Source organism: Streptomyces sp. MMCC 100, from assembly GCF_041538145.2.
In the GTDB taxonomy this organism is placed as follows: Bacteria; Actinomycetota; Actinomycetes; order Streptomycetales; family Streptomycetaceae; genus Streptomyces.
The window spans coordinates 4733443-4757337 of the sequence record NZ_JBGORK020000001.1 but is presented as its reverse complement, the minus strand read 5'-3'; the positions used below and the strand labels follow the sequence as shown (position 1 = coordinate 4757337).

Here is a 23895-nt window from a genome sequence, read left to right as displayed (position 1 = left end):
GGTCAGCGGGCCACGACGAACGGGCTCGGCAGCAGACGTGGTGCGCGGAGCACGCCGAGGAGCCGTCCTGGCCGCGTGTCCGCATGGCCTGTCAGAGCACCGGCGCGGGGTGGGTCATGAGCAGCACGGTCACGGCGATGCCCACCACCGTGAACGTGCCGTAGAAGAGCGACATCGTGCGTGACAGAGCCACCAGGCGCCAGGGCTCCGGCCGGGCGTAGCGTTCCACGTCCATGGTGAAGAGGGGAATCCGGTCGGCCGGGGTGATCGACGAACGTTCGTAGAGGGAACGGAACAGCCGCTCTTTCTCCAGGTAGTAGCAGTCGAGGAGCCAGAACCCGGCGGTCATCATGAGCGCGATCAGTGCCACGGGCCAGCCCGCTCCGCCCATGGCCGCCGCTGTCAGACCGCCGCTCACGGTCATCGCCCAGCCCTTGATGAGGAAGGAGTTGGTGCCGAGCCGGTTGACGGTCGCCTGGAGGAGTTCGAGGTGTTTGATCCGGGCGTCGTCCGGGACATACGGGGAGGTGCTCACTCCGGGGTCTCCTTCGGCTGCCGGTTCTCGCTCCCCCGCGCGTCGGTGGCGACGTCCGCGACCGGGTGCTGCGATGCCGGCGGGCTCTCGTCGGGGCCCCACAACTGGTCGAGGCCTGCCAGGACGTCGTGCAGGCGGCGCGACAGGTGGTCGTGGCGGTGGTCATCGAGGATCTTTCTGGCTTCGTCGAGCAGGTCGATCCTGATCCGTGGTTCGCCGGGCCGTCGCGCGGGAGTGATGGCCGCGGCCGCCGGAGCGCAGGCGATCGCCGGTTGCTGTTCCAGCGGCCACGCCGGCGACTCGAGCGGGAACTCGAAGGAGCCGGCCGCTCCGGTGCGGGCGCGCTCCTCGACGAGGTCGGTCGAGGCGTCCTCGACGCGTTTGCGCGCACGTTGCTCGGCCGCGTCCGCCGCGGCCTTGAGCGCGAACCAGGCGGTCACGTGCTGGGCCATTGCCTTCAGGGCTTTGTCGGCCAGGTTGTCGGCCGTCCGGCAGCGCGTCTTCAGGGCCTTCGCCGACGCGCCGTCCGTGGCCGTCGAGGCGGAGGCCGGGTTGTGGGAGAGGACCTTGGCGGTCACCGAGGAGACCGCGAGGAACATCAGAAGGGCGATCATGACCCACCGGTACCGCTCCATCACCGGTTCCCCGGACTCCTCCACGGCCATGGAGACCCGAACGACACCGCACATGACGATGAGCGACAGGACAGCGGTGATGAACAGCAGCGAAGACTTCAGTCGCCAGAGCCACTCCAGGGCGGGGTAGCGCGGCCTCCTCGAAGCGCCGGTGGCCTCGCGTGCCTCCCGCAAGACCTGCAATTGCTCGGCGAGGAAGGATCCGGCTGCCAGGAGGCATACGGCGATGCCGATCCCGGGCAGATACGCCAACCAGTAGTGCACGGAATCCGCCCGCACGTTCAGGAGCTGCTGGACGATCGAGGCGATGAAAGCGGAGTCGAAGACGGCGCTGGCGATGGTCACCGGCCAGAGCAGCAGCCGCCACATGAGCGCGGCCCGCCTGGGCCGGGGGATCGCGGTTGCCTGTTCACCATGTTCCTGAGGCCTTGCCGGGGCTACCGTGCGGGGGGCGCGCCGATCGGCCTCGATGCGGCGGAAGCGCTCGATGGCACCGATGCCTCGTTCCACCCGCAGCGCAGAGCGCACCACAGCCGTGCAGGCGGCGCCGAGACGGGACTGTTCGTCGACGAGGTCGGTCCCGCTGTTGGTGAAAGCCCGCATCAGCACGGCGCGCTCGTGGCTGTCCGTGCGGTTGACCAAGCGATTGGGCGGCGGTGCGTTGCCGATGCCGTCGCCGGGGTGTTCCCCGCCCGGGCAGCGCACCGCTGCGGGCAGCAGCCGACCCTGCGCACGGCCGTTCGTACTGTTCGCGGTGCTCATCGGTCCCTCCCCACCTGGTCGACCAGAATGTCGACCCGGCGGTCGCACCGCAGTTTCTGCTCGGTGCTGAGCCGGGTCTCGGCCTTAGGGCACCCGTCGGCGATGCCCTTCCCGGTGGCCGTCACCTTCTTGACGCCGAGTTCCTCGAGCTTGCTCTTGACCGCGTCGGCTCGCGCCTGGGAAAGGGAGTGGTTGTTGGCCGAGCCGCCCCGGGGATCGACGTAGCCGAAGACCCGGACCTGGGCTCCGTCGAGGTTCCGGAGCTCGACCGCGATCTTCGTGATCTCCGGCAGGGCGTTGTCGAGGAGAACGGACGAGTTCGGCGAGAAGAACGCGTTGGCGCCGGCGCGCGTGTACGTCCGCCCCGGGAAGGCCGGTACCGGGTCGTCGGGGCGGGCGACGGGTTTCCCGCCGAGGGGTTCGGCTGCGGGAAGTGCGGTCACCGCGCAGTCCTCGGGACGGGCCGGTTTCGGGTGGGCCGCTTGGCAGAGCCGTTTCCACAGCTTGCCGATCCAGTCCGTCTGGGCGGCGTTGGCCTGCGGCTGGTCGCGGGCGGTCCTTCCGAGGTCCACGAGCACGGTGTCGATGAGGGCGAGGGTGTCGGAGGTGAGTTCTTGGTCGTCCTGGCAGCGCTGTGCTATCGCGTCGATCTCCAGGGGGTCCTTGAAGGTGGAGCCTCTCAGGTCGGCGCAGCCGGTGGTGGCCAGACCGTCGGTGAGCACGACGAGTCTGCGGGTGCCCTTGTGCTCCGCGAGGGTGACGGCCGCTTCCCGGACGGCGTCCAGGACGTCTGTGCCACCGGACTGCGGGGCCGCGGCCTGTGCTTCCGCCACCTGATGTGCCACGCACTCCGACACCATCTCAGCGCGCCGTTTGCGGTTCTCCTCGTTGTCCTTCGCACTGGGGCCGGTGGCCCAGTTCTCAGCGACCCACCGGATGTCGTCCGTGCCGCCGAACGCCGCGACGGACATCGTCCCAGTACCGGAGAGCCACTTCTCCATGTACTGGGCGGCGGGCTCGCTGTGGTTGACTCCGCCGGATTCCGCCTTCGGGCCGCGCACGGAGGAGGTGACGTCCACGAGGATCGCGGTGTGACCTGTCCGCCGGGCGCCCGCGTCCGGGTCGTCCGGGAGCTTGCTCATCCAGTTGCACTTGGCCCACGGATCCGGGTCCTGGTCGGCGCATCCCGTGAGCAGCCCGGCGAGGAGAACGGGCAGCACGGCGAGGACCCGTGCGGCCTGCGCGTGGTTCTTGGCCGCGGACCTGGTGTTCATGCGGTGCCCTCCGCCTGGTCCGCCGGAGCGGGGATGAAGGTGGAGGGACCGAGGCCCATCTGCTGGGAGAAGCTGTTCAAGGCTTTGTCGTAGGCCTTGGCGAATTCGAAGAGGCCGATCTGCTCGTGGTTCCTGGCCGCCTGCTGCAACACGTCGGCGAGGCTCCTGGCCCCTTGACGGCGGGCGGCCCTGAGGTCCTTCGTCGCCGCGGCGAACTCCTTGTCGGAGAGGGCGGCGACGAAGGGAACCAGGAACTGGCGCTGCTCCCGGGTGAGTTCGTCGGCGCCCTCGAGTCGGCGGAGGACCTCCAGCCACGTCTCGGTCAGGTCCTGGGTGTGGGAGGCCTTGAGGATTCCCAGGCGGTGCTCCTCCCGCATCACCTGTTCCTCCAGGCGGATGGGGCGGATCCGGTCGCGCAGGACGGGGTCGACGCGGACCCGGACGGTCGGTCGGCACTTGACGAGGCCTTCCAGGCTCTCGTAGCACCAACCGTCGGCTATCTCCGCGTTGATCAGGGTTTCCGCTTCGGCCGGGGCGTCCGGGTCGCAGGATCGCGCGATGGGCCACGCGCGCCTCAGGATCTCCTTCAGCACGGCGTCCGAGAGATCGCGTCGGCGGTGGTTCAGGTTCTCCTCCGACATGTCGTGGCTGGTCAGCCGGACGCTCGGTAGGACCTCGAACTCGAACACTCCGTCGCGCGCGGCGAGGCGCAGGACATGGTTCTCGGGCTCGCCCAGGTCGACCTCCACCTCGGCGCGCATCGGCGCGGCCAGGGCCGAAGGGTAGAGGTCCTGGTCGTTGCCCGGAGCCGACGTGGGGGAGAAGAGGGACTGGTCGGCGGCCGCGCGCCGGCGCCACCAGCGGCGCCAGCGGGAGAAGAGCCCTCCGTTGCCTTCGTTCATGATCGGTCGGTCCTTTCGGCGTTGTCGGAGGTGTCGGCGGTGCGCTGCCGGAGCGACTCCTCAAGTCGGCGCAGCGCTGTGGAGTCGGGGTGCTTCGACCGCCATACGTGGGTGACGTGGAACCTGGCCCGCTCCTCGAGCGGACCGGTGAAGACCCGTGCGGCGAACGACTGGTAGAAGCGCGCCAGGTCGTCGTTTCCGTCACCGTCGGAGTCCCTCAGCCAGCGCTGCAGGAGGTTCCAGGTGCGGGTGGATGTCCCCCTGGTGAGCAGCGCCCGGTGGCACAGGGTGGTGAGCAGGTCGGCGTGCTCGCGGTTGATGAGGGCGAGTTCGGCCAGGGCGGACCGTCCTCCGCTCACGGTGCAGCGGCCGAGGGCGAGCATGGTGCGTACCGCGTGGCGTGAGAGGTACTCGTCTTGCGAGTACGTCCATGCCTTCAGCGTGAGCATGACGTCGTCGACATGGCCCTCGAGGAACAGCCAGGCGGTGGAGTGGGCTACGGAGGCGGCGGTGGCGAGTTCGGGCCGCTTGCCGAGCGTGGTCAGCTCCGACAGCGTGGCGGGGAGGTCGTGAAGGCCGATGGAGGTGCCGTAGGCGCGGGCCGCAGTGTCCTGGAGTTCCCGGCTCGGGCTGTGGGCCCACTGCTGGACGCGGGCGGCGACTCGGCGGGTGGGACCGTCCTCGGCGGCGGCCATCTCCGCCGCGAGCGCGGCGCAGAGCCGTTTCCCGCCGACCTCGGACCTGGCCCACGGGCCGACGCACTCCCGGTAGACGAAGTCGAAGTCGCGCCTCATGAGGAGACCGGCGATCTGGGCGACGCGGACTCTGGTGCGTTCGTGTCCGGGACCGCGTCTGCCGGTCAGGTCGTTGAGCCATCCCAGGAACGGTCGGCGGAAGCCGCTGTAGGCGCTCCAGGTGGTCTCCAGCATGACGCGCAGAAGTTCGTCGTCCACGAGTTTTGCCCGCACGGGGACCGTGGCGGCCGGGGCCCGCATCTGTGGCGGCACGAGCGCGTCCATGTGGGGCGCGTGCCGCACCGGGCTCTCGTCCGCGGTGTCGAAGTAGGGCCGCATGACGCGGCTGAGACGGTCGCCCGCTTCGTCGACGTCGGGCAGCGGGTGCTCGTTGAAGAGCGCGTAGGCGATCCGGATGGCGCGCTCGTAGGTGCCGGGCCTGGTCTCCTTTCCCTGACGGGCGTCCAGGCCGAGCATCTCCTTGGCGAGCCGTGGCAGTCTGTCCCGCCACGCGGCGACGGCGTCGTCGAGGGTTTTGTCGGCGTCGAAGGCGTCAGTCACCTCGCGGTGCTCCGCGTGGAAGGCGTCGAAGGCGCCCGCCAGTGTGTGGGCGAGCCGGACGACGTCGGCCACGGAGCGCGCGAGTCCGAGGGTCTCCTTCAACCTGCTCTTGTTCTTGACCGTGGCCACGAACTCGGCGCCGCTCTCCCCGGTGCGGAGAGCGCGGCGGGCGAGACGTGCTTCGAGGTGCTCTTTCAGCACCTCGACGGCGTCGGGTGCGCGGTGCTCGATGACGGGGGTGTCGGAGGTGAGGCTGGGGAAGGCGGACGGGGGACCGATCACGATCAGCCGTGCCCGGGCCTCAAGGACCAGTCGGGCCAGACGGTCCAGGGTCTGCGGGGTGACCGGCCGGTCTCCCGCCTCCACCAGGTAGCCGTGGTCGTGGCCCAGCACCTCGTCGCCCTGGGCGCACAGGGCTTGCAGCACGTCGGCGTCCTCACAGTGGAGGGTGCCGACGGCCGAGGTGACCCGTCCGAGGAGGGCGATCGCCGTGGAGCGCCGGCCGGAGCCCTCCTCTCCGTAGAGCGCGATCACTCCGTGTTCGCGCAGGCCCTTCTCCATGTCGGCGTGTCCGGGAACCGGCACGTACCTCCGGGTGAGGTAGTCGATGGAGAAGTCGGAGACCTGGAGGTCGGCCTTCGCGGGGCTCGTGTCGTCGCCGACGATATTCTCGAGATAGATGGCGGGCCCGCTGCCCAGGGAGACGGCGGAGCGCTTGGCCTTCTTCAGCAGTCCCCGCTCGCGGGCACCGGTCTCCTCCTCGAACGAGTCCGTCTCGGCACGGCCGACGGGACTGGGCGGCGACGTGTCGTCGGCCGTGGCTTCCCGCTCCGCCTGACTGGGGAACTGGACGCCGTCGGAGTGCGGGAGATGCTCCTCCCCCGCTGCCTGTCCGAGGGGCTCTGGCGCGGTGATCGTCGCTGCGCTCTCGTAGGGCTCGGGGGAAACAACCTCGTACTCCGGCTCGTCCATCCGGATCACCTGCCCTTCCGGCCGTGCCGGCGCGGTGGAGCTCCTTCGGAGTACACCGGGTTGGTGCCGACCGCGCTGCGTTTGAACTTGGCGTTGCTCAGGTCCACGACGTCGCCGGAGCGGTGGTCCTTCTTGTCCCCCCGCTTCCGGGTCTTCGCGGGCACGCGCTGGCGGAGCCTCTTGGTGAGGATGTCGAGGTCGTGGTGCGAGTAGCCCTCCCGCAGGTGTGCGACCTGCTGGGTCGCCAACCCCGCGATGTCCGGCGGCAGATCCTTGGCGGCGGGGAGCGAGGCGTCCAGCAGGACCGGGATCACGATCTTCTTGAGGTCGAGCGCGGTCTTGATCTCGTCGTGGACGTAGTCGTTCGGCATGTCGATCCGGCGCATGCCTGTTTCCGCGTCACGGATGTCCAGCCAGCGCCGGCCGATCACCGCGAGGAGCACCGTGCAACCGTTCAGTTCCCGGCGGAGCTTCTCCGGGAAGTCCGCCCCTTCCCTGATGGAACGCCGGTCCCGGAATACCCGCTTCTTTCCGAAGGTCGAAACGAGCTCCCGGTCGATGAGCTCCGGGGCGCGTTCCCCGTCCCCCGTTCGGTAATTGATGAAGATTCCCGTCATTCTCGTTCCTCGGAGTCGAAGGCGTGCGCCGGTAGAACCGGCTCCGCGGGGGCAGCCGTAGAGGCTTCCCCTGGCGAGATTTCCAGTCGGCCGTGATCTGTTCAATCCGTTTCCCTGACCCAATCCGGAGGGAAACGGAACACCCCACAGGACTCAGGGAAATACATGGCGGCAGGCAGTGGAGGGTTTCCCCGCGAGATCGCTCGCGGGCACCACCGCGCCGCCCCGGGGCAGTCCGCGCCGGGTCGCGCGGACCCGGCTCACAGCCCGGTGTGCAGAACCTCGGCGATGCGAGTGGCGGCGAGTTTGGCGTCGGGGTCGCGCGGCCACCGGTTCAGCCTGCGCGCCAGCCTCTGCAGGTCGACCCGGATGGTGGCCGAGTCGAGCACGGGCGCCGACGATGTCACCGCCTCGACGATGGCGCAGGCGGACCTCAGGTCGCCCGCCTCGGCCAGGGCCAGCGCCAGCCGGGCCGCGTAGCGAGCCCTGGCGCTGCGCGCCCGCACCGGGATCCTGTCGAGTCCACCGGAGAGCCGGCCGACGGCCTCGTCGGTGCGGCCCAGGTCGTGGAGGCACCAGCCGGCGACGAAGTCGGCGAGCCCCGCCAGGTGCATGCTGCCGATCACGGGCTCGTCCCCGGCGGCCGCTCCGGCCTCGTGCTCCTCCTGGGCGGCTCGGGCCATCAGGTCGGCCGCGCGGTCCAGCGACCGGAAGCACTCGGCGTCCTGTCCCAGAAGGGCGTGCCCCTGGGCCCTGCGCTGGGCGGCGAGTCCTCGTATGCGTGCGGTCCTCGACCGCTCCTCCGCGGTCCTCGCGTACTCCACGGTGGACCGGCCGTCCATCCGGTAGAGCGCGATGTCCGCCCGCCGCACGAAGGTGTAGGCGGCGAACTCCGTGTCCCCTCCCGCCGTCGCCAGGCCGACGGCACGGTCGGTCCACCACAGCGACGCCCGGTCGTCCCCGGCCTCCTGGGACATCCAGCCGGTGTACTCGGCGTACCGTGCGGCCAGACGAAGGACCGCTTCCCGGTCCGTTTCGCCGGCCGCCGGTCCGGCGAGTCCTCGCAGTGCGTTCATCGAGGAGATGAGGATCTGGATGACGACGCCGGGACCGAAAGTCTGTCCGAGGCCGCGGCATTCGGCGAACAGCGAGGCGAAGGGGGCCAGCGCGCTACTCGCCCCGCCGCTGGAGGCCGGCAGGGAGGCCGTCTGCCAGGACATGACCGTCGGTGTGACCAGGGGCGCTCCCAGCGCGCCTTCGTCGTAGGCCACGAAGTGGTTTCCTTCGTCGGCCGACATGCGCAAGGTCCATGGCATGGACCATTCCGTCGGCGTCCGGGAAACGGGTATCTCCTGGTGGTCCTCTTCCGGTGCCAGAGCGGTGAGTTCGCCGTCGGCACGTAAAGCTCTGTCGCACGCTCGTGCGAAATCAGAACTGGGGTTCTTATGTCCTCTCTCGACCTTGCTCAGATGACTCTTCGAGTACTTGATGTCCTGCGCCAGGTCGGCGAGCGAAAGCCCGGCCTCGACACGACGCCGACGCAACTCGGATCCGAATGGAAATGCCCGCCCCACGGACTGTCCCCCTGCCGGCACGGAACCTCGAATTCCGCCCCCACTGGCCGGTACTCCCCGTGCTGACGTCTTCTTATCCGTCATCGACCATTTGAAACACCATCACCCCCGGCCATCACGCGTGACTCAGCGTTCTCTGCAGCGGCGCAGTTCCCTGCTCTCCTGTCAGCCGCCCAGGGCAGTTCGAGACCGTCCCGGCGACGGCGGGGGAGGACGTGCAGATGCAGGTGGAAGACCGTCTGGGTCGCGAGTCCGCCTCGCGAGGTGATGATGTTGCACGCTCCCATGTCGCCCGCCAGTTCCGCAGCGCGGCGCATGGTGGCCGCCGACACCGCCGGGTCGACACCCACATCGGCGACATGCTCCCTCGGGATCACCAGCATGTGCCCGGCGGTCACCGCGGACAGCGGCACGATCGCCAGGGCGTCCGGCCACCTCCGCGTGATCGTGGCCGACGCGCGTCCTGCCACGATCGCGCAGAACGGGCAGTCGCCGGGCCCCGGTGCCGACAGGTTGTTCGGGCCGGCGCTGGTCGGACGGTGCATGGACTGTTCTGCCTTTCGAGTCGGATAGGTCTCCTGCTCAGGACAGGAAGCCGCTCCCAGGATGATCGAGAAGGTGGGGCCGCCGCTGAGCGTGCGGGCAACTCGTCCGCCAGGAACAGATGGGCGACCGAACGCGCGAGACGCCGCCCCCGCGCATCCTCCCGCCCGCCCCGCTCCGGAGGCTACGCCCGGAACGGCCGGAGTGCGGCGCGGGCCTGGTCCGCCGCGCCCCGGCCGTGGTCGCACTCGGCGATGACGGCCCTCGATTGTTCTCCCTGCGGCGTGCCTGGGCGCCCAGGCGAGATGCCCGATATATCACTGTCGGGTGTCCGTGCTCATCCTCTGCCACTTCGCGCTCGCGCTGTTCGCCGCGCCGTTGGTGAGATGGTGCGGAACCCGTGCCTTCCTCGTGCTGGCCCTGCCACCCGCCGCGGCCACCGCCTGGGCCGCCACCCGGTGGACCACGACGGCCGCGGGCGGCGCCGACACCGCCGAGTGGCGCTGGCTGCCGGCCTACCGCGTGGACTGGGTGCTGAGACTGGACGCCCTCGCCGAACTCATGGTGCTGCTCGCCGCGGGAGTGGGCACCCTCGTCCTGGTCTACTGCGCGTCCTACTTCGACGACCGCTCGCGGCAGCTCGGCAGGTTCGCCGGGAACCTCCTCGCCTTCGCCGGGGCGATGCTCGGGCTCGTCCTCGCCGACGACCTCGTCCTGCTCTACATCTTCTGGGAACTGACGACCGTCTTCTCCTACCTGCTGATCGGGCAGACCAGCGACCACAAGCGCAACCGGCGCAGCGCCCTGCAGGCCCTGACGGTCACCGCGCTCGGCGGGCTGACCATGCTCGTCGGCTTCCTGCTCCTGGGCCACGAGGCGGGCACCTACCGCATCTCGGCGATCCTGGCCGACCCGCCGTCCCCGTCGGCGGCGCTGTCCACGGCGATCGTGCTGATCCTCGTCGGCGCCCTCTCCAAGTCCGCGATCTGGCCCTTCAGCCTCTGGCTGCCCAACGCCATGGCCGCCCCCACCCCGGTCAGCGCCTACCTGCACGCCGCCGCCATGGTCAAGGCGGGGGTCTACCTCATCGCCCGGCTCGCCCCCGCCTTCGCCGACGTCACACCCTGGGGCCCGCTCCTGCTCGTCCTCGGCTCGGCGACGATGCTGCTGGGCGCCTGGCGGGCCCTGCGGCTGCACGACCTGAAACTCGTCCTCGCGTACGGCACCGTCAGCCAGCTCGGCTTCCTCACCGTCCTCACCGGCGCGGGCCGCCACGACACCGGCCTCGCCGCCACCGCCATGATCCTCGGGCACGCCCTGTTCAAGGCGCCGCTCTTCCTGGTCACCGGCATCGTCGACCACGCCACCGGCACCCGTGACCTGCGCAAGCTCTCCGGACTCGGACGCCGGCTGCCCGCCGTGTGCGCCGTCGCCGTGATCGCCGGAGCGTCCATGGCCGCCGTACCGCCCCTGCTCGGCTTCACCGCCAAGGAGGCCGCCTTCCAGGCGCTCCTGGACGGGAGCACGGGTGACCGCTGGGCGCTCGCCGCGGCCGTCGTCGGCTCAGCCCTGACCACCGCCTACACCCTGCGCTACCTGTGGGGCGCCTTCGCCCGCAAGCCCGGCCTCCCCGACACCGACGCGCACCACGTCCCGGCGGCCTTCCTCGCACCGCCCGCCGTGCTCGCCCTGGCCTGCCTCGTCCTCGGACCCGGCGTGCCCTGGCTCCAGGACCTGCTCGGCACCTACGCCGGGCAGTTCCCCGCACTCGCTCACCCCTACCACCTGGCACTGTGGCACGGAGCGGGCCTCGCCCTCGGCCTGTCCGGCGCGGCCTGGGCGGGCGGAATCCTGCTGTTCCTCGCCGCGAGCCCCGTCCTGCGGGCCGGCCAGAGGCTCGCCTGGCGCTCCGCGGACCTCGTCTTCGGACGGATGCTGCTCGCCCTGGAGCGCACCGCCCTGCAGTGCACCGGGCTCGTGCAGCGCGGATCGCTGTCGGTGTACCTGGTGACGACCATGAGCGTGGTCCTCGCCGGGCAGATCGCCGTGCTCGTCGCGGACGAACCCTGGGCCGGGGTCCCCGCCCCGAGGCTCTGGGACCACCCCGCCCAGGCCGGTGTCGCGCTGCTGACCTGTGCCGTGGCCCTGCTGTGCCTGCGCGTGCGGCGCCGGATGAAAGCCGTCGTCTTCGCCGGCCTCACCGGATACGGCACCGCGCTGCTCTTCGTCGCACAGGGCGCGCCCGACCTCGCGCTCACCCAGTTCTGCGTGGAGACCGTCTCCATGATCGTCTTCGTGCTGGTGCTGCGCCGCATGCCGGTGCGCTTCGAGGAGAACTTCAGCCGGTGGCGGCGCCTGCTGCGGATGCCGGTGGCGCTCGCGGGCGGCGCCGCCGTCGCCGTCGTCGTCTGGATCATGGCGGGGCACCGCCGGGCGGACAGTGCGGGCGCCGCGATGGTCGAGGAGACCGCGCACCACGGGCTGAAGGACGTCGTCGCGACCATCCTCGTCGACCTGCGGGCCTGGGACACGATGGGGGAGTCCGCGGTGCTCGCCGCCGCGGCGATCGGTGTCACCAGCCTCATCTACCTGCACCGCCGTGCCGACGGAGCCGAGCAGCCCGTACTGCCGCTGCCCGGCGACCACCCGCACGCCGGACTGCGCACCGCCTGGCGGGCGAGCCGGTACGAATCGGCGGGCCTGCCCAGCGGCGACGAGGGCGCGCCGGAGCGGACCTGGCTCGCCGCCAGCGCCACCCTCGCCCCCGAACGCCGATCCCTCGTCCTGGAAGTGGTCGCCCGCCTCATCTTCCACCCCGTCCTCGTCCTCTCCGTCTACCTGCTGCTGTGCGCGGAGAACCTGCCGGGCGGCGGCTTCGTCGCGGGCCTGACCGCCGGCGTCGCCTTCATCGCCCGCTACCTGGCCGGCGGGCGGCACGAACTCGCCGACGCCATGCCCTTCAAACCGGGCCTGTTCACCGGCCTCGGCCTGTTCCTGTCCACCGGGGTCGCGCTGGGCGGCCTCGGCGAGGGCACCGTGCTGCACGGCTGGACCTGGCACGGCCACCTGCCCGTGTGGGGCGACGCCCACCTGTCCACCGCCGTTCTCTTCGACTGCGGGGTCTACCTGCTCGTGCTCGGCGTGGTCCAGGACATCGTGCGGGCCCTCGGCGCCCGTATCGACCGCCAGATCGAGCGGGCCGCCCCGCGGCCGGAGGCGGGCCGCGCATGACCGTGAGCCTCTCCCTGCTGGTGGCCGCCGCCGTCCTCAACGCCGTCGGCGCCAGCCTGCTGCTGACCCGGTCGCTGACCCGGATCCTGCTCGGCGCCGTCGTCCTCGGCAACGGCGTCAACCTGCTGGTCCTCGCCGCCACCGGCAGCGCGGGCGACGCGCCGCTGCTCTACCCGCACATCATCCGCAACCGCGTCACCGACCCGCTGCCCCAGGCCATCGCCCTGACCGCGATCGTCATCACCCTCGCCACCACCGCGTTCCTGCTCGCCATGGCCTACCGCAGCCACCAGGTCACCGGCTCCGACGAGATCAGCGACGACACCGAGGACCGGCTGGTCGCCCTGCGCGCCGAGTTCCTCGACCGGCGCGGCGAACTGCGCGACCGCTACCGCGAGGCCCGAGCCGGGGACGGCGGCGCCGACGCCGAGCAGCGCGCCCGCTATCGCGCGGCCCGCAAGCGGCTGCGCCGGCGGGTCCGCGCGGAACGCGCCTACCAGGCCCGTGCCAACGACGTCTCCGGCAACCTCTGGAACGACATCCTCGGCGCCGACCCCGAGGACTACCGGGAGGGCCGGGAGCTGGGCTCCACCGACGCCGCGGGCCGCCCCGGACCGGCTCCGGCCCGCATCGCCGGGCCCTCCAACGACCCCGAGGAGACCGGCCGCGAGCCCGATTCCCGTCCCGGCGAGGACTCCGGCCACCCGTCCCCCGACCAGCCCGACGACCCCGAGGGCGCCGGCACGGAAGGAACCAGGTGAACGCGCTCGTCCCGCTCCCCGTCCTGCTGCCCCTGTGCGTGACGGGCCTGAAGCTGGCCATCGGGCCCCGGCTCCACCGGCTCCAGCGCTTCATCAGCCTCGCCGTGCTCGCCGCGGTCCTGGTGCTCTCCGTCCTCCTCATGGTGGCCGCCGACCGCCACGGCCCGCTCAGCGTGCACCTCGGCGACTTCGCACCACCGGTCGGCATCACCCTCGTCGCCGACCGGCTGGCGGGCCTGATGCTCACCGTCTCCAGCGCCGTCACCCTGCTCGTCCTCGTGTACTCGCTGGGCCAGGGCATGGCCGACCGCGACGACCAGGCGCCGGTCGGCGTCTTCCACCCCGCCTACCTCATCCTCGTGGCGGGAGTCTCCTGCACCTTCCTCGCCGGGGACCTCGTCAACCTCTACGTCGGCTTCGAGATCATGCTCGTCGCGAGCTTCGTCCTGCTCACCATCGGCGGCACCGCGACCCGGATCCGGGCCGGGTCGACGTACGTGATCATCTCGCTGTTCTCCTCCGTGCTCTTCCTGGTCGCCATCGCCATGACCTACGCGGTCGCCGGGACCGTCAACTTCGCCCAGCTCGCCCAGCGGCTGCAGGAGGTGCCGCTCGGGGTGCGCACCCTGCTGGAGGCCATGCTGCTGACGGTCTTCGCGATCAAGGCGGCGGTGTTCCCACTGGCGGCCTGGCTGCCCGACTCCTACCCGACCGCGCCCGCACCGGTCACCGCGGTCTTCGCCGGACTGCTGACCAAGGTCGGCGTGTACTCGATGCTGCGCACCCAGACCCTGCTCTTCCCCGGCCACCGCCTCGGCGACCTGCTGATGCTCGCCGCGCTCGCCTCCATGGTCGTCGGCATCCTCGGCGCCGTCGCCCAGACCGACCTGAAACGGGTGCTGTCCTTCACCCTCATCAGCCACATCGGCTACATGGTCTTCGGCATCGCGCTCGCCGGACGGGGCTCGATCAGCGGGGCGATCGTGTACGTGGCCCACCACATCACCGTGCAGACCACCCTGTTCCTCGTCGCCGGGCTCATCGAGCGGCGCGACGGCACCACGGAACTCACCCGCCTCGGCGGCCTGGCCAAGGCGGCTCCGCTGCTCGCCGTGCTGTTCTTCGTCCCCGCCATGAACCTCGCGGGCATCCCGCCGCTGTCCGGGTTCATCGGCAAGCTCGGCCTGATGCGGGCCGGTATCGACGCCGGCGGCGGCTGGGCCTGGGCCCTCGTCGCCGGATCCGCCGCCACCAGCCTGCTCACCCTCTACGTCATGGCGAAGGTCTGGAACCTCGCGTTCTGGCGCGACGCGCCACCCGGGGCCGAGGAGGAGGGCGTGGTGCTGGAGTCCGCCGAGGACGACGACTCGGACGACGACGAGGAGGAGGGGAGGGCGACCGGCTCCGGCGGGCAGGCCGGCTCCGGAAAGGCGCCGGGCTCCGGCCCGCCGACCGGTGACGGGAGCGACCTGCCGGTGCCCGCGGGCGCCGTGGTCGCCGCGGGCTTCCTGGGGCAGTCCATCACCACCACCAAACGGCTGCCCTGGCCCATGCTGGCGGCCACCGGTGCCGCCGTCGCCCTCGGCCTGTCGTACACCGTGCTCGGCGGCCCCCTGACCACCTTCACCCAGGCCGCCGCCACCGAACTCCTCGCCCGCACCCCCTACATCGAGGCGGTGCTCGGCCGGTGAGCAACCTCTTCCGCGACCGTTCGCCCTACAGCTGGTCCTTCCGCGTGGGCCGCGGCCGACGCGTGCTCGACCTGCCGCTCGTCGGCTGGCTCACGGTCATCTGGATCCTGCTGTGGGGCACCCCGTCCTGGGCCAACCTCGTCAACGGCGTCCTCGTCGCGGTCTGCCTGTGCCTGGCCTTCCCGCTGCCCGCCGTGGACATCGGCCTCAGGCTGCGCCCCCTGGGCATCCTGCGCCTGGCCGCCTACCTGCTGTACGACATGTTCTCCTCCAGCGTCGAGGTCACCCGGCAGATCTTCGCCAAGGGCCCCTACCACGCCGCGGTCGTGGCCGTTCCGCTGCGGGTGCGCAGCGACCTCATGCTCACGGCCACCGCGGTCGCCGTCTCCAACGTCCCCGGCGGCTCCGTGATCGAGGTGCGCCGGTCGACGGCCACCCTGTTCCTGCACGTCCTCGACGCGGCCAACCCCGGCGAGATCGAGGGCGCCCAGCGGCAGGTGTGGCGCATGGAGGAACTCGTCGCCCGCGCCTTCGGCACCGCCGAGGACATCGCCGACGCCGCCCGTCCCGTACCGGAAGGTGACCCCTCGTCGTGACCACCCTGCACGCCGTCGAAGACGCCATGCTCGTCGCCGCGCTCGCGATGATCCTCCTCGCCGGCGCCCTGCTGCTGTACCGGATCTGGTACGGTCCCTCGATGCTGGACCGCGCCGTGGCCCTGGACGTGGCCGCGGCGCTCATCATCGCCGGCATCGGCGTCAAGGCCGCCCACGACCGCGACTCCTTCTACTTCCCCGTGATGCTGGTGCTCGCCTTCCTCGGTTTCAGCGGTTCGGTGGGCATCGCCCGCTTCATCGCCGTACGCGACCGGCCCTCCGTACGGCCGGACGGCAGGCAGGACCACCGGTGAACGCCTGGGCCGAGGCCGCCGACCTGGCCGGGACCCTCCTCCTGCTCCTCGGCTGCCTGCAGTGCCTGCTCGGTGTGATCGGCATGCTCCGCTTCCCCGACGTGCTGTCCCGCAGCCACGCGGCGACCAAACCGCAGACGCTCGGGATGCTCCTCGTCCTCGCCGGGGTGGGACTGCGCCTGCGCCACGGCACCGACGTGGGCACCCTCGCGCTCATCGTCTTCTTCCAGTTCCTCACCAGCCCGGTCGCCTCCCACCTGGTGGCCCGCTCCGCCTACCGCACCGGCCAGACGGGATCCCGGGGCCTGCTCCGGGACGACCTGGACCCCCAGCTGAGCGACGAGGACGAAACCGGTGACCAGCGGTAGCTCCCAACGGGCCCGGCGGTCACCGGGTGGTCAGACCACGCAGCCCACGTGCGCCAGCGCCTGCTTCAGCAGCACCCCGTGCCCGCCCGGCATCTCGCTCTGCACCGCCTCGGACAGGGCCTCGCGCGGATCGAACCAGACCAGGTCGAGGGCGTCCTGGCGCGGCCGGCAGTCGCCGGTCACCGGCACGACGTAGGCGAGCGAGACCGCGTGCTGGCGCGGGTCGTGGTACGGCGTGACACCGTGCGTCGGGAAGTACTCGGCCACCGTGAACGGCTGGAGCGAGGACGGCACCCGGGGCAGCGCCACCGGACCCAGGTCCTTCTCCAGGTGGCGCAGCAGGGCGTCCCTGACCCGCTCGTGGTGCAGCACCCGGCCGGAGACCAGCGTCCGGCTGACCGTCCCGTCGGGCCCGATGCGCAGGAGCAGGCCGACGCTGGTGACTTCGCCGCTGTCGTCCACACGTACGGGCACGGCCTCGACGTACAGGATCGGCATGCGGGCGCGTGCCATCTCCAGCTCGTCCGTCGTCAGCCAGCCCGGCGTGGTCTCGGTCATGTCAGACATCGCTTGATCATACTTTCAGCCGTTCGTGAGTCCCGGGCGGCGCTCCGGGACTGTGACCCGTCCCACGCCGCTCAGCCGTCGTCGCTCGGGCCGCCGGGCAGCCGGTAGACCCGGCGGGCGTTGTCCCGCCCGGCCCACCGGGCGAGGCGCAGCGCGTCCGGCAGGGACAGTTCGTCGGCGTCCAGCCGCTCCTGCAACAGCCCGGCCAGCCCTTGGCGGAAGGCCAGCGCCCCCAGGTGGTGGAACTCGGCCACCCCGTAGGCGTCGGAGCTGTACAGCAGCTTGCGGAACGGGGTGATCTCCAGCGCCTCCGCGAGGACCGCGCCCGCCCGTGCGGGGCCGACGTGGTGCAGGGTGAGCCCCACGTCGAGGTACACCCCCTCGAAGACGGCCGACAGATAGGCCGCCTGGCGCTGGTAGGGCCAGCAGTGCAGCAGCAGGACCGGGATCGTGCCGGCGGTCAGGTGCAGCCAGTCGGTCAGCAGGGCGGGGTCCACGCGGTGCATGCGGATGTCGCTGTCCCCGAACCCCGTGTGCAGTTGCAGCGGCCGCCCGAGGTCCACGGCGGTCCACAGCAGGTCCCGCACGAGCACCGGGTCGTCGAGCCGGCCGCCGCCGCGCGCGAGCCAGCGCCCGGCGGCCTGGGTGACCTCGGCCGGCGAGGGGCGGGCCGGGTCCAGGCCGAAGCCGGTGCGGTAGGCCGCGACCGACTTGACGCCCACCACACCCGGCCGCCGTACCGCCTCCCACGCGGCCGTACGGAACGCCCGCGCGTACGCGTCCGGTTCGACACCGCCCGCCGCCACCGCCTCCGCGACGCCCTCCAGCCGGACCACCTCGTACGCCGTCGCGCCCGCCGTCGCGGCCAGTTCGGCCGGACCCGTCACGGGGTGCGGGGCGTACCCCGTGTCCACACAGAACACGCCGGTGCCCGCGGCCCGCAGGAACCGCCGGTTGACCTCGGCGGCGCCCAGCTCCGACCGTCGGGCCAGGTAGGCGTCGGCGGGGGCGTGGCGCGGCAGGTCCAGCAGCGGTGCGCAGTGCCGGCGTACGGCGAGGCCGACGGGGCTGTCGAAGGGGGAGACGCCGGGCCACGCCTCGCCCTCGGTGAGCAGGGACTCGAAGCCCGCGCGGTCCAGGTCGTCGGTGACGGCGCCGTGGCAGTGGTGGTCCACCAGCTCCAGCGCGGCGAGCCGCTCGTGCACGGGCCCGGCGGCCATCTCAGTACGTCCAGCGGTAGGCCGCCGCCACGCCGTCGTCGTCCAGCCCCTCGACCGCCCCGGCCTCGCCCAGCCGTACGGCGATCACCGCGTCGGCCAGCACCGGTCCCAGCGCGGTCCTGAGCACGTCGTCCGCGCGGAACGCCGCCACCGACTCCGCGAGCGTGACCGGCAGCCGCCGCACGCCCCGGGCCGCCGCCTCGGTGGGGTCCAGCCGGGCCGGGTCGCCGGTGATCTCCTCGGGCAGCGGCGCGGACGAGGCCAGCCCGTCCAGTCCGGCGGCGATCACCGAGGCGAGGGCGATGTAGGGGTTGGCGGCGAGGTCGACCGGCTTGACCTCCAGGTTCGCGGCGCGGTCGCGGACCCCGGCGGTGCCGGTGACGATCCGCAGCGCGGCCTCGCGGGTCTCCCGGCCCCAGGCGGTGAACACCCCCGCCCACTGCGAGGGGCGCAGCCGCAGACGGCTGGCCGGGCTCGGCGCGGTCATCGCCGTGAGCGCCGGGAGGTGGCCGAGGACTCCGGCCACGAAGGACTCGGCCTCGGCGGTCATGCCGTACCGGCCCGCGCCGCCCGCGTGCAGGTTCGTCCCGCCGCGCCAGGCGGAGAGGTGGAGGTGCCCGCCGTTGCCGACGCCCTGCCCGAGGACCGCCGGGGCGAAGGAGACGCGCAGCCCGTGCCGCCGGGCCACCGCCCGGATCGTCTGCCGCACCAGCACGCTGTGGTCGGCCGCCGCCACCGGGTCGAGCGCGCCCACCGAGATCTCGAACTGCCCCGCCGCGTACTCGGGATGGAACTGCTCCACGTCCACGCCCTGCGCCGCGAGAGCGGCCAGCAGGTCGGCGGCGCAGTCGCTCAGCTCGACCTGCCGGGTGGCCCCGTACGCCGGTCCGGACACCGCCGGGACGAACGCGTCGTCGTCCGCGTCGCCCCGGCCCACGACCCACTCGATCTCGACGGCGGCCCTGAACGCGATGCCGTGCCGCTCGGCGGCCTCGGCCACGGTCCGGCGCAGGACGGTGCGCCCGCACGCCGGATGCGGTGCGCCCTCCTGCGTGATCCGGTCGACCGGGGCCCACGCCCAGCCGGGCTGCGCCGCCAGCACGGTCAGGCGGTCGAGGTCGGGGTAGAGGCGCAGGTCGCCGTCGGGGGAGCCGAGGACGTCCGTGGTGACGATCGAGTCGTCGGCGAGGAAGGTGTCGAACACCGGGGACATGCCGACGCCCCAGGCCACGGCGGAGGTGAGCTTCGCGGTGGGCACCGTCTTCACCCGGGCGATCCCGGCCGTGTCGACGTAGGCCAGCACGACGCCGTGCACGCCCTGCCCGTTCAGCTCGCCGCTCAGCGCGGTGGCCCGTTCCACCTCACCGGGCCGCCCGCCGGGCACGGGGTCGCTCTCACACACGTCTCGGCTCCTTCGCGCGGTGCGCCGTCCGTCGCGGACCATTGTGCCGTCCGGTGATCACGCTGTCCGGGTTTCGCCGGATGTGCGCACGACGCGGTGGGAGCCGCCCGGGAGTCAGTCCAGGTCGGTGGGCTGCGGCGACGGGGTCCCGCCGGCCAGGACGGTCTTCAGGCGCTCGGTGCCCTGGCGCACGCCCTGCTCGACCGAGGAGGTCTGGCCGCCGTCCAGGCCGCCGCCCGTGACGGTGAGCGCGGAGGTGCCGACGCGTACGGCGGCGATGTCCAGGGTGAGCGTGACCGGGGTGCCGTCGGCGTCGCCCTGCACGGTCACGCGCAGGCCCTCGCGGGCGTCGCCGACGTCGGGCACCGAGGCCTCGGTCACCTGGACGGTGCGCTCGGCGCCGCCGGAGTCGGTCGCGGTGAACTCGTCGCACTTCTGCGGCAGGGAGCCCATCCACTTCAGGCGGTCGTCGAGACCGGCGCGGTCGTAACCGGCGACCTGCTCCAGGAGGCGGGAGTCGCCCTGCTCGAAGCCGGTGAGCGCCGACGGTCCCGACGGCTCGCCCAGCAGGTTGTCGCGGTAGAGCCCGTCGAGCAGCTGCCGGCAGTCCGCCGCGTCGGCCTTCGCGGTGAGGAAGCCGGCCACGTCGACCTTGCCGACGAGCAGCCGGTCGCGCCACTTGTCCGCGTCCTGGACCTGGTTCCAGTCGCCCTCCAGGTCGGCCTCGGTGAGCAGGGCGGCCTTGGCGCCGGACTCGGTGAGGGTGCCGGGGGAGGCGCTGGGCGAGCCGGTCGGAGAGGTCGTGGGGGAGCCGCTCGGGGTCTGCTTCGCCGCGTTCTGCTTCGCGACCCCGGCCTGTTCGGCGGCGGTGTCCGAAGCGCTGTCCGAGCCCCCGCCGTCCGAGCAGGCCGCTGTGGTCAGCAGCGCGCCCGCCGCCAGGGCGGAGGCCAGGAGACGGACGGGGTGGGACGGACGACGGCTCATCGCGGGATGCCTCCTGGGACGGGAAAGGTGTCCTCAGCGCATCACCGGGGCCGGGCGCGCACCAGCGCAGGGGGCTGTTCGGGTGAGGGGCACCCGGCCGCTCGGTCAGGCCGCGTGATGGAGGGTGTCCTCGGCCACTTCCTTGTCCACCGCCGCGCGTACCAGCGCGGCCGCGAGGACGGCCGGTTCCGCCTTCCCGGCCAGGGCGAGGAGCCGGTCCGGGTCTCCGGGCAGACCGAGGCGCTCCGCGCCCTGGAGGGCCTTGCGGTCCAGGTACGGGGCCGCCTCCGGCCAGACCTGCTGGGCCTCCCGCAGGAAGATGTCCGCGCCGGTGGGACCCACCCCGGGGAACTCCTGCAGCAGCCGCCGCACTTGTGACACGTCGCCGTCCGCCTCGTCGCGCAGCTTGCGCAGGTCGCCGCCCCACCGCTCGGTCAGCAGTTCGGCGGCCTCGCCGAGCTGGGTGGCGGTGCGCTCGTCGTAGCGCCGGTAGCCGCCCCGGCCGAGCGCGTCCACCCGCTCCTGCCAGGCGGCGTCGGCCATGCGACGCGGGTCGCGCAGCCCCGCCTCGCTCAGGGCGCGGGCGGCGGCGACCGCGATGGAAGCGCTGATGCGGGCACTGAGCAGGTGTGCGAGGACCAGCAGCCGGTACAGCGGCTGCGGGGTGTCCTTCAGCCGGATGCCGGCCTCGTCCGCGTACGTCTGCCCGTGTGCGCCGACGAGTTCGCGCACGATCCGCTGTTGGTCGCGGCTCACGGCTACGGCTTCAGCGGGTCGTGACCGACCGTCATGAGCCGGTGCCGCAGGCCGGTGTCGTCGGCCTCGGGCTCGTTCTCCAGGTCGGTCTGCGAGGTGACGGTGTCCACGACCTTGCGCATCGCGCGCAGGTCGTCCTCCGTCAGGTCGGTGCGCCGCTTCTGCAGGATCGCGAGGACGTGCTGTCCGAGCGGCGACCCGGCGTCGTCCGGCAGCGGCTCGGTCAACTCGCCCGAGTCGCGCACCCGGAGCCAGTCCGCGAGTTCCGCGGAGGTCATGTTCACCACGCGGTGGAAGTCCTCCCACAGCGCGTCGAGTTCGAGGGCGTCGGCCATGAGGGGTCCCTCATTTCGTCGTGCGTACGTGCGTGCTGCGTGGTCAGCCGGAGCAGCGCGTCGCGCTCCGCCTCGTCGGTGCCGCCCCACACGCCCGACGTCTGCCCCGACTCCAGGGCGAAGGCCAGGCACTCGGGGGTCACCGGACATCTGGCGCAGACCCGCTTGGCGGCCGCCGTGTCCCGCAGGGCGGGCCCGGCGGTGCCCACCGGGAAGAACAGATCGGGGTCCTCATCCACGCAGGCGGCGCGGCGCAACCACTCCATGCGGGCGCGGGTGCCCATGGGGCGTGGGGGCAAACGCCCGGCGGACTCCGACGCGGACGACCCGCCGGGTCAGCGGGCGAGCACGCCGTCCAGGAAGCGGGTGACGTCCGCGAACACCGCGTCCCGGTTGGTCTCGTTGAAGAGCTCGTGCCGGGCGCCCGGGTAGATCCGCTCGGTGAGGTCTCCGCCGCTCAGCGGTTCGACGCCGACGCGGCTGCCGGGCAGCGGCACCAGCCGGTCGTCGTCCCCGTGCACCCACAGCAGCGGCAGCCGGCCGACGTCACCCCCCTTGGCCACGGTCTCCAGCGTCCGCACGAACGCCTCCAGGGTCGGCCGCTTCATCGGCCCGTGCCAGACCAGCGGGTCCGCCGCGTACGCCGCCCCCACGGCAGGGTCGCGGGAGAGCGAGGCCGGGCTGATCGGGGTGTCGGGGATCTCCTCCATGGCCAGCAGCCGGCGCGGCAGCTCCCAGTCGCCGATGACGGGTCCCGACAGCACCAGCGCCGTCAGCTCGCCGGGGTGGCGCTGGGCGTAGCGGGAGGCGATGAGGCCGCCCATGGAGTGTCCGACCATGACGACCGGCAGGCCCGGGTGGGCGGCGCGGGCGAGGTCCGCCACGGCGTGCACGTCGGTGACCACGTCCTCGAAGTCCTCGATCATCACCCGCTCGCCGTCCGAGCGCCCGTGCCCGGTGTGGTCCGGGGCGTAGACGGCCGCGCCGTGGCCGGTGAGGACGCCGGCCACCTCTTCGTAGCGGCCGGAGTGCTCGCCGTATCCGTGGACCAGCAGCGCGACGTAGCGGGGGCGCCCCGCGGACCACTCGCGGACGGTGATCCGTCCCCGCGTTCCGTTCAGGGCGTGCTCGCGGGCCTCGGCCATGACTCCTCCGGCTGCGTCGGTGACGGTCGTCCGGAGGATCTTCCCAGGACGCGGTCCGGCGGTCTATAGTCCAAAACTAGCAGTGCTAATTAAGGGTAGTGCTCATCAAGGTTCGCGGTGGTCGACGCGGCGGCGGTGCGCCGTCCGGTGACCGCGCGACGACGGTCAGGAGTCCCCCCGTGCGTCCCGTCCACTTCGCGGCCGCCCGCCGCACCCCGATCGGCAAGCTGCGCGGCGCGCTGTCCACCGTGCGACCCGACGACCTCGCCGCCGCGGTGATCCGGGGCCTGGTCGCCGACGTGCCCGCGCTGGACCCGGCCCGTATCGACGACGTGTACTGGGGCGCCGCCAACCAGGCCGGCGAGGACAACCGCAACGTCGCCCGCATGGCCGCCCTGCTCGCGGGCCTGCCCGAGACCGTGCCCGGCGCCACCGTGAACCGGCTGTGCGCCTCCGGCCTCGAGGCCGTCACCACCGCCGCCCGCACCATCGCCGCCGGCGAGGCCGACGTCGTGCTCGCGGGCGGCTCCGAGTCCATGAGCCGGGCCCCCTTCGTGCTGCCCCGGCCCGACGAGGCGCTGCCGCACCGCATCGAGACCGCCGACACCCGGCTCGGCTGGCGCCTGGTGAACCCGGCGATGAAGGACCTGCACGGCCTGCTGGCCATGGGGGAGACGGCCGAGGAGGTCGCCGAGCGGTACGGCGTCCCGCGCGAGCGCCAGGACGAGTTCGCCCTGCGCAGCCACCGCCTGGCCGCCGAGGCCCGCAGACGCGGCCACTTCCACGACGAGATCCTCCCCGTCGAGCGTCCCGACGGCATGGTCGTCGACACCGACGAGTGCGTCCGCGAGGACACCTCCCTGGAGAAGCTGGGCCGCCTCAAGCCCGTCTTCCGCCCCGGTGGCACGGTCACCGCGGGCAACGCCTCCCCGATGAACGACGGCGCCGCTGGTCTCCTCCTGGTCAGCGAGGAAACCCTCAACGACCTCGGTCTGGAGTCGCTGGGCCGCTACGTCGCGGGCGGCTCGGCCGGCGTCCACCCGGACGTCATGGGCATCGGCCCGGTCCCCGCCACCCGCAAGGTCCTCGCCCGGGCCGGCTGGAGCGTCGACGACCTCGCGGAGGCCGAGTTCAACGAGGCGTTCGCCGCTCAGGCCCTCGCCTGCGTCGACCAGCTGGGCATCGACCCCGGCCTCGTCAACCCCACCGGCGGCGCCATCGCGCTGGGCCACCCGCTCGGCTGCTCCGGCGCCCGCATCCTCACCACCCTGCTCCACCGCATGCGCCGCACGGGGGCCGGCCGAGGGCTGGCCACGATGTGCGTGGGCGTGGGGCAGGGCAGCGCGGTGCTCGTCGAACGCCACTAGGACCGCACCAGCCGTAGAACCACCCCCTCTGCAGAGCCGCAGCAAGGAA

23 protein-coding genes and 1 pseudogene are annotated in these 23895 nt (G+C 72.3%); 7 read left to right on the top strand and 17 right to left on the bottom strand.

The features are described 5' to 3' along the window. Positions 1–91: 91 nt before the first annotated feature. From ABS735_RS22185 to ABS735_RS22145, 9 genes and pseudogenes are all read right to left on the bottom strand, one after another. Positions 92–535 carry a hypothetical protein gene (locus ABS735_RS22185; RefSeq protein ID WP_373900839.1) on the bottom strand — a complete coding sequence of 148 codons (444 nt, stop codon included), beginning with the start codon at positions 533–535 and terminating at the stop codon, positions 92–94. After that, positions 532–1932 carry a hypothetical protein gene (locus tag ABS735_RS22180; protein ID WP_373900840.1) on the bottom strand — a complete coding sequence of 467 codons (1401 nt, stop codon included), beginning with the start codon at positions 1930–1932 and terminating at the stop codon, positions 532–534. Before ABS735_RS22180 ends, ABS735_RS22185 begins: the two co-directional genes overlap by 4 nt. Then, positions 1929–3206, bottom strand: coding sequence for an OmpA family protein (locus ABS735_RS22175; RefSeq protein ID WP_373900842.1), 1278 nt, complete (start codon positions 3204–3206; stop codon positions 1929–1931). Before ABS735_RS22175 ends, ABS735_RS22180 begins: the two co-directional genes overlap by 4 nt. Beyond that, the gene (locus ABS735_RS22170) at positions 3203–4108 is read right to left on the bottom strand and encodes a hypothetical protein (RefSeq protein WP_373900843.1); all 906 of its coding nucleotides are present in this window, start codon (positions 4106–4108) and stop codon (positions 3203–3205) included. The genes ABS735_RS22175 and ABS735_RS22170 overlap by 4 nt, the downstream gene beginning before the upstream one ends. Further along, a complete protein-coding gene (locus tag ABS735_RS22165; RefSeq protein ID WP_373900844.1) occupies positions 4105–6375 on the bottom strand; it encodes a hypothetical protein in 2271 nt (756 codons plus the stop codon). Before ABS735_RS22165 ends, ABS735_RS22170 begins: the two co-directional genes overlap by 4 nt. A 5-nt stretch (positions 6376–6380) precedes the next feature. Beyond that, positions 6381–6992: a toll/interleukin-1 receptor domain-containing protein gene (locus ABS735_RS22160; protein WP_373900845.1), complete on the bottom strand. Its 612-nt coding sequence runs from the start codon at positions 6990–6992 to the stop codon at positions 6381–6383. 260 nt (positions 6993–7252) lie between these two features. Beyond that, positions 7253–8290: a transcriptional regulator gene (locus tag ABS735_RS22155; protein ID WP_476755895.1), complete on the bottom strand. Its 1038-nt coding sequence runs from the start codon at positions 8288–8290 to the stop codon at positions 7253–7255. 87 nt (positions 8291–8377) lie between these two features. Continuing rightward, positions 8378–8650 (bottom strand): annotated as a pseudogene (locus ABS735_RS22150) (helix-turn-helix domain-containing protein); the annotation flags it as partial. Further along, entirely contained in the window at positions 8647–9111 is a 465-nt protein-coding gene (locus ABS735_RS22145) for an HIT family protein (protein WP_373900846.1), read from the bottom strand. The pseudogene ABS735_RS22150 and the gene ABS735_RS22145, both read right to left, overlap by 4 nt. A gap of 325 nt (positions 9112–9436) precedes the next feature. On the opposite strand from ABS735_RS22145, the gene ABS735_RS22140 reads away from it, so the two are divergent. The 6 genes from ABS735_RS22140 to mnhG are packed head-to-tail and all read left to right on the top strand — an operon-like array spanning position 9437 to position 16070. Continuing rightward, positions 9437–12340, top strand: a complete 2904-nt coding sequence (locus ABS735_RS22140) for a Na+/H+ antiporter subunit A (RefSeq protein ID WP_373900847.1) — start codon at positions 9437–9439, stop codon at positions 12338–12340. Further along, entirely contained in the window at positions 12337–13101 is a 765-nt protein-coding gene (locus ABS735_RS22135) for a Na(+)/H(+) antiporter subunit C (RefSeq protein WP_373900848.1), read from the top strand. Before ABS735_RS22140 ends, ABS735_RS22135 begins: the two co-directional genes overlap by 4 nt. Then, on the top strand, positions 13098–14792 hold the full coding sequence (locus ABS735_RS22130) for a Na+/H+ antiporter subunit D (protein ID WP_373900849.1): 1695 nt from the start codon (positions 13098–13100) through the stop codon (positions 14790–14792). Before ABS735_RS22135 ends, ABS735_RS22130 begins: the two co-directional genes overlap by 4 nt. Further along, positions 14789–15388, top strand: coding sequence for a Na+/H+ antiporter subunit E (locus ABS735_RS22125; protein ID WP_373900850.1), 600 nt, complete (start codon positions 14789–14791; stop codon positions 15386–15388). Before ABS735_RS22130 ends, ABS735_RS22125 begins: the two co-directional genes overlap by 4 nt. A gap of 26 nt (positions 15389–15414) precedes the next feature. After that, positions 15415–15702, top strand: a complete 288-nt coding sequence (locus tag ABS735_RS22120) for an MrpF/PhaF family protein (protein ID WP_373901276.1) — start codon at positions 15415–15417, stop codon at positions 15700–15702. Next, entirely contained in the window at positions 15699–16070 is a 372-nt protein-coding gene (gene mnhG, locus ABS735_RS22115; RefSeq protein WP_373900851.1) for a monovalent cation/H(+) antiporter subunit G, read from the top strand. Before ABS735_RS22120 ends, mnhG begins: the two co-directional genes overlap by 4 nt. Positions 16071–16100: 30 nt before the next feature. Here mnhG and ABS735_RS22110 read toward each other — a convergent pair whose 3' ends face one another. The 8 genes from ABS735_RS22110 to ABS735_RS22075 all read right to left on the bottom strand — a co-directional run bounded on the left by ABS735_RS22110 (position 16101) and on the right by ABS735_RS22075 (position 22479). Continuing rightward, the gene (locus ABS735_RS22110; RefSeq protein WP_373901277.1) at positions 16101–16628 is read right to left on the bottom strand and encodes an NUDIX hydrolase family protein; all 528 of its coding nucleotides are present in this window, start codon (positions 16626–16628) and stop codon (positions 16101–16103) included. A gap of 80 nt (positions 16629–16708) precedes the next feature. Continuing rightward, positions 16709–17857, bottom strand: coding sequence for an amidohydrolase family protein (locus tag ABS735_RS22105; protein ID WP_373900852.1), 1149 nt, complete (start codon positions 17855–17857; stop codon positions 16709–16711). A 1-nt stretch (position 17858) separates the two neighbouring features. Beyond that, a complete protein-coding gene (locus tag ABS735_RS22100) occupies positions 17859–19259 on the bottom strand; it encodes a type I glutamate--ammonia ligase (protein ID WP_373900853.1) in 1401 nt (466 codons plus the stop codon). Positions 19260–19373: 114 nt separating this feature from the next. Then, positions 19374–20243: a hypothetical protein gene (locus tag ABS735_RS22095; RefSeq protein ID WP_373900854.1), complete on the bottom strand. Its 870-nt coding sequence runs from the start codon at positions 20241–20243 to the stop codon at positions 19374–19376. A 105-nt stretch (positions 20244–20348) separates the two neighbouring features. Beyond that, positions 20349–20999: an HhH-GDP family DNA glycosylase gene (locus ABS735_RS22090; protein ID WP_373900855.1), complete on the bottom strand. Its 651-nt coding sequence runs from the start codon at positions 20997–20999 to the stop codon at positions 20349–20351. 2 nt (positions 21000–21001) lie between these two features. Beyond that, positions 21002–21334: a DUF3140 domain-containing protein gene (locus tag ABS735_RS22085; protein WP_373900856.1), complete on the bottom strand. Its 333-nt coding sequence runs from the start codon at positions 21332–21334 to the stop codon at positions 21002–21004. Further along, positions 21280–21600, bottom strand: coding sequence for a WhiB family transcriptional regulator (locus ABS735_RS22080; RefSeq protein ID WP_373900857.1), 321 nt, complete (start codon positions 21598–21600; stop codon positions 21280–21282). Before ABS735_RS22080 ends, ABS735_RS22085 begins: the two co-directional genes overlap by 55 nt. Before the next feature lie 69 nt (positions 21601–21669). Continuing rightward, complete coding sequence (locus ABS735_RS22075; protein ID WP_373900858.1) at positions 21670–22479, bottom strand: alpha/beta hydrolase; 810 nt, start codon at positions 22477–22479, stop codon at positions 21670–21672. A gap of 179 nt (positions 22480–22658) precedes the next feature. Here ABS735_RS22075 and ABS735_RS22070 point away from each other — a divergent pair, with 179 nt between their 5' ends. Next, a complete protein-coding gene (locus ABS735_RS22070; RefSeq protein WP_373900859.1) occupies positions 22659–23846 on the top strand; it encodes a thiolase family protein in 1188 nt (395 codons plus the stop codon). Positions 23847–23895: the final 49 nt, after the last annotated feature.

Coding starts and splice junctions, on each gene's coding strand:
- ABS735_RS22180 (WP_373900840.1), bottom strand. CDS start 1,932: ATGAGCACCGCGAACAGTACGAACGGCCGTGCGCAGGGTCGGCTGCTG.
- ABS735_RS22175 (WP_373900842.1), bottom strand. CDS start 3,206: ATGAACACCAGGTCCGCGGCCAAGAACCACGCGCAGGCCGCACGGGTC.
- ABS735_RS22170 (WP_373900843.1), bottom strand. CDS start 4,108: ATGAACGAAGGCAACGGAGGGCTCTTCTCCCGCTGGCGCCGCTGGTGG.
- ABS735_RS22165 (WP_373900844.1), bottom strand. CDS start 6,375: ATGGACGAGCCGGAGTACGAGGTTGTTTCCCCCGAGCCCTACGAGAGC.
- ABS735_RS22160 (WP_373900845.1), bottom strand. CDS start 6,992: ATGACGGGAATCTTCATCAATTACCGAACGGGGGACGGGGAACGCGCC.
- ABS735_RS22155 (WP_476755895.1), bottom strand. CDS start 8,290: ATGTCGGCCGACGAAGGAAACCACTTCGTGGCCTACGACGAAGGCGCG.
- ABS735_RS22145 (WP_373900846.1), bottom strand. CDS start 9,111: ATGCACCGTCCGACCAGCGCCGGCCCGAACAACCTGTCGGCACCGGGG.
- ABS735_RS22135 (WP_373900848.1), top strand. CDS start 12,337: ATGACCGTGAGCCTCTCCCTGCTGGTGGCCGCCGCCGTCCTCAACGCC.
- ABS735_RS22120 (WP_373901276.1), top strand. CDS start 15,415: ATGCTCGTCGCCGCGCTCGCGATGATCCTCCTCGCCGGCGCCCTGCTG.
- ABS735_RS22110 (WP_373901277.1), bottom strand. CDS start 16,628: ATGACCGAGACCACGCCGGGCTGGCTGACGACGGACGAGCTGGAGATG.
- ABS735_RS22105 (WP_373900852.1), bottom strand. CDS start 17,857: ATGGCCGCCGGGCCCGTGCACGAGCGGCTCGCCGCGCTGGAGCTGGTG.
- ABS735_RS22095 (WP_373900854.1), bottom strand. CDS start 20,243: ATGAGCCGTCGTCCGTCCCACCCCGTCCGTCTCCTGGCCTCCGCCCTG.
- ABS735_RS22085 (WP_373900856.1), bottom strand. CDS start 21,334: ATGGCCGACGCCCTCGAACTCGACGCGCTGTGGGAGGACTTCCACCGC.
- ABS735_RS22080 (WP_373900857.1), bottom strand. CDS start 21,600: ATGGAGTGGTTGCGCCGCGCCGCCTGCGTGGATGAGGACCCCGATCTG.
- ABS735_RS22075 (WP_373900858.1), bottom strand. CDS start 22,479: ATGGCCGAGGCCCGCGAGCACGCCCTGAACGGAACGCGGGGACGGATC.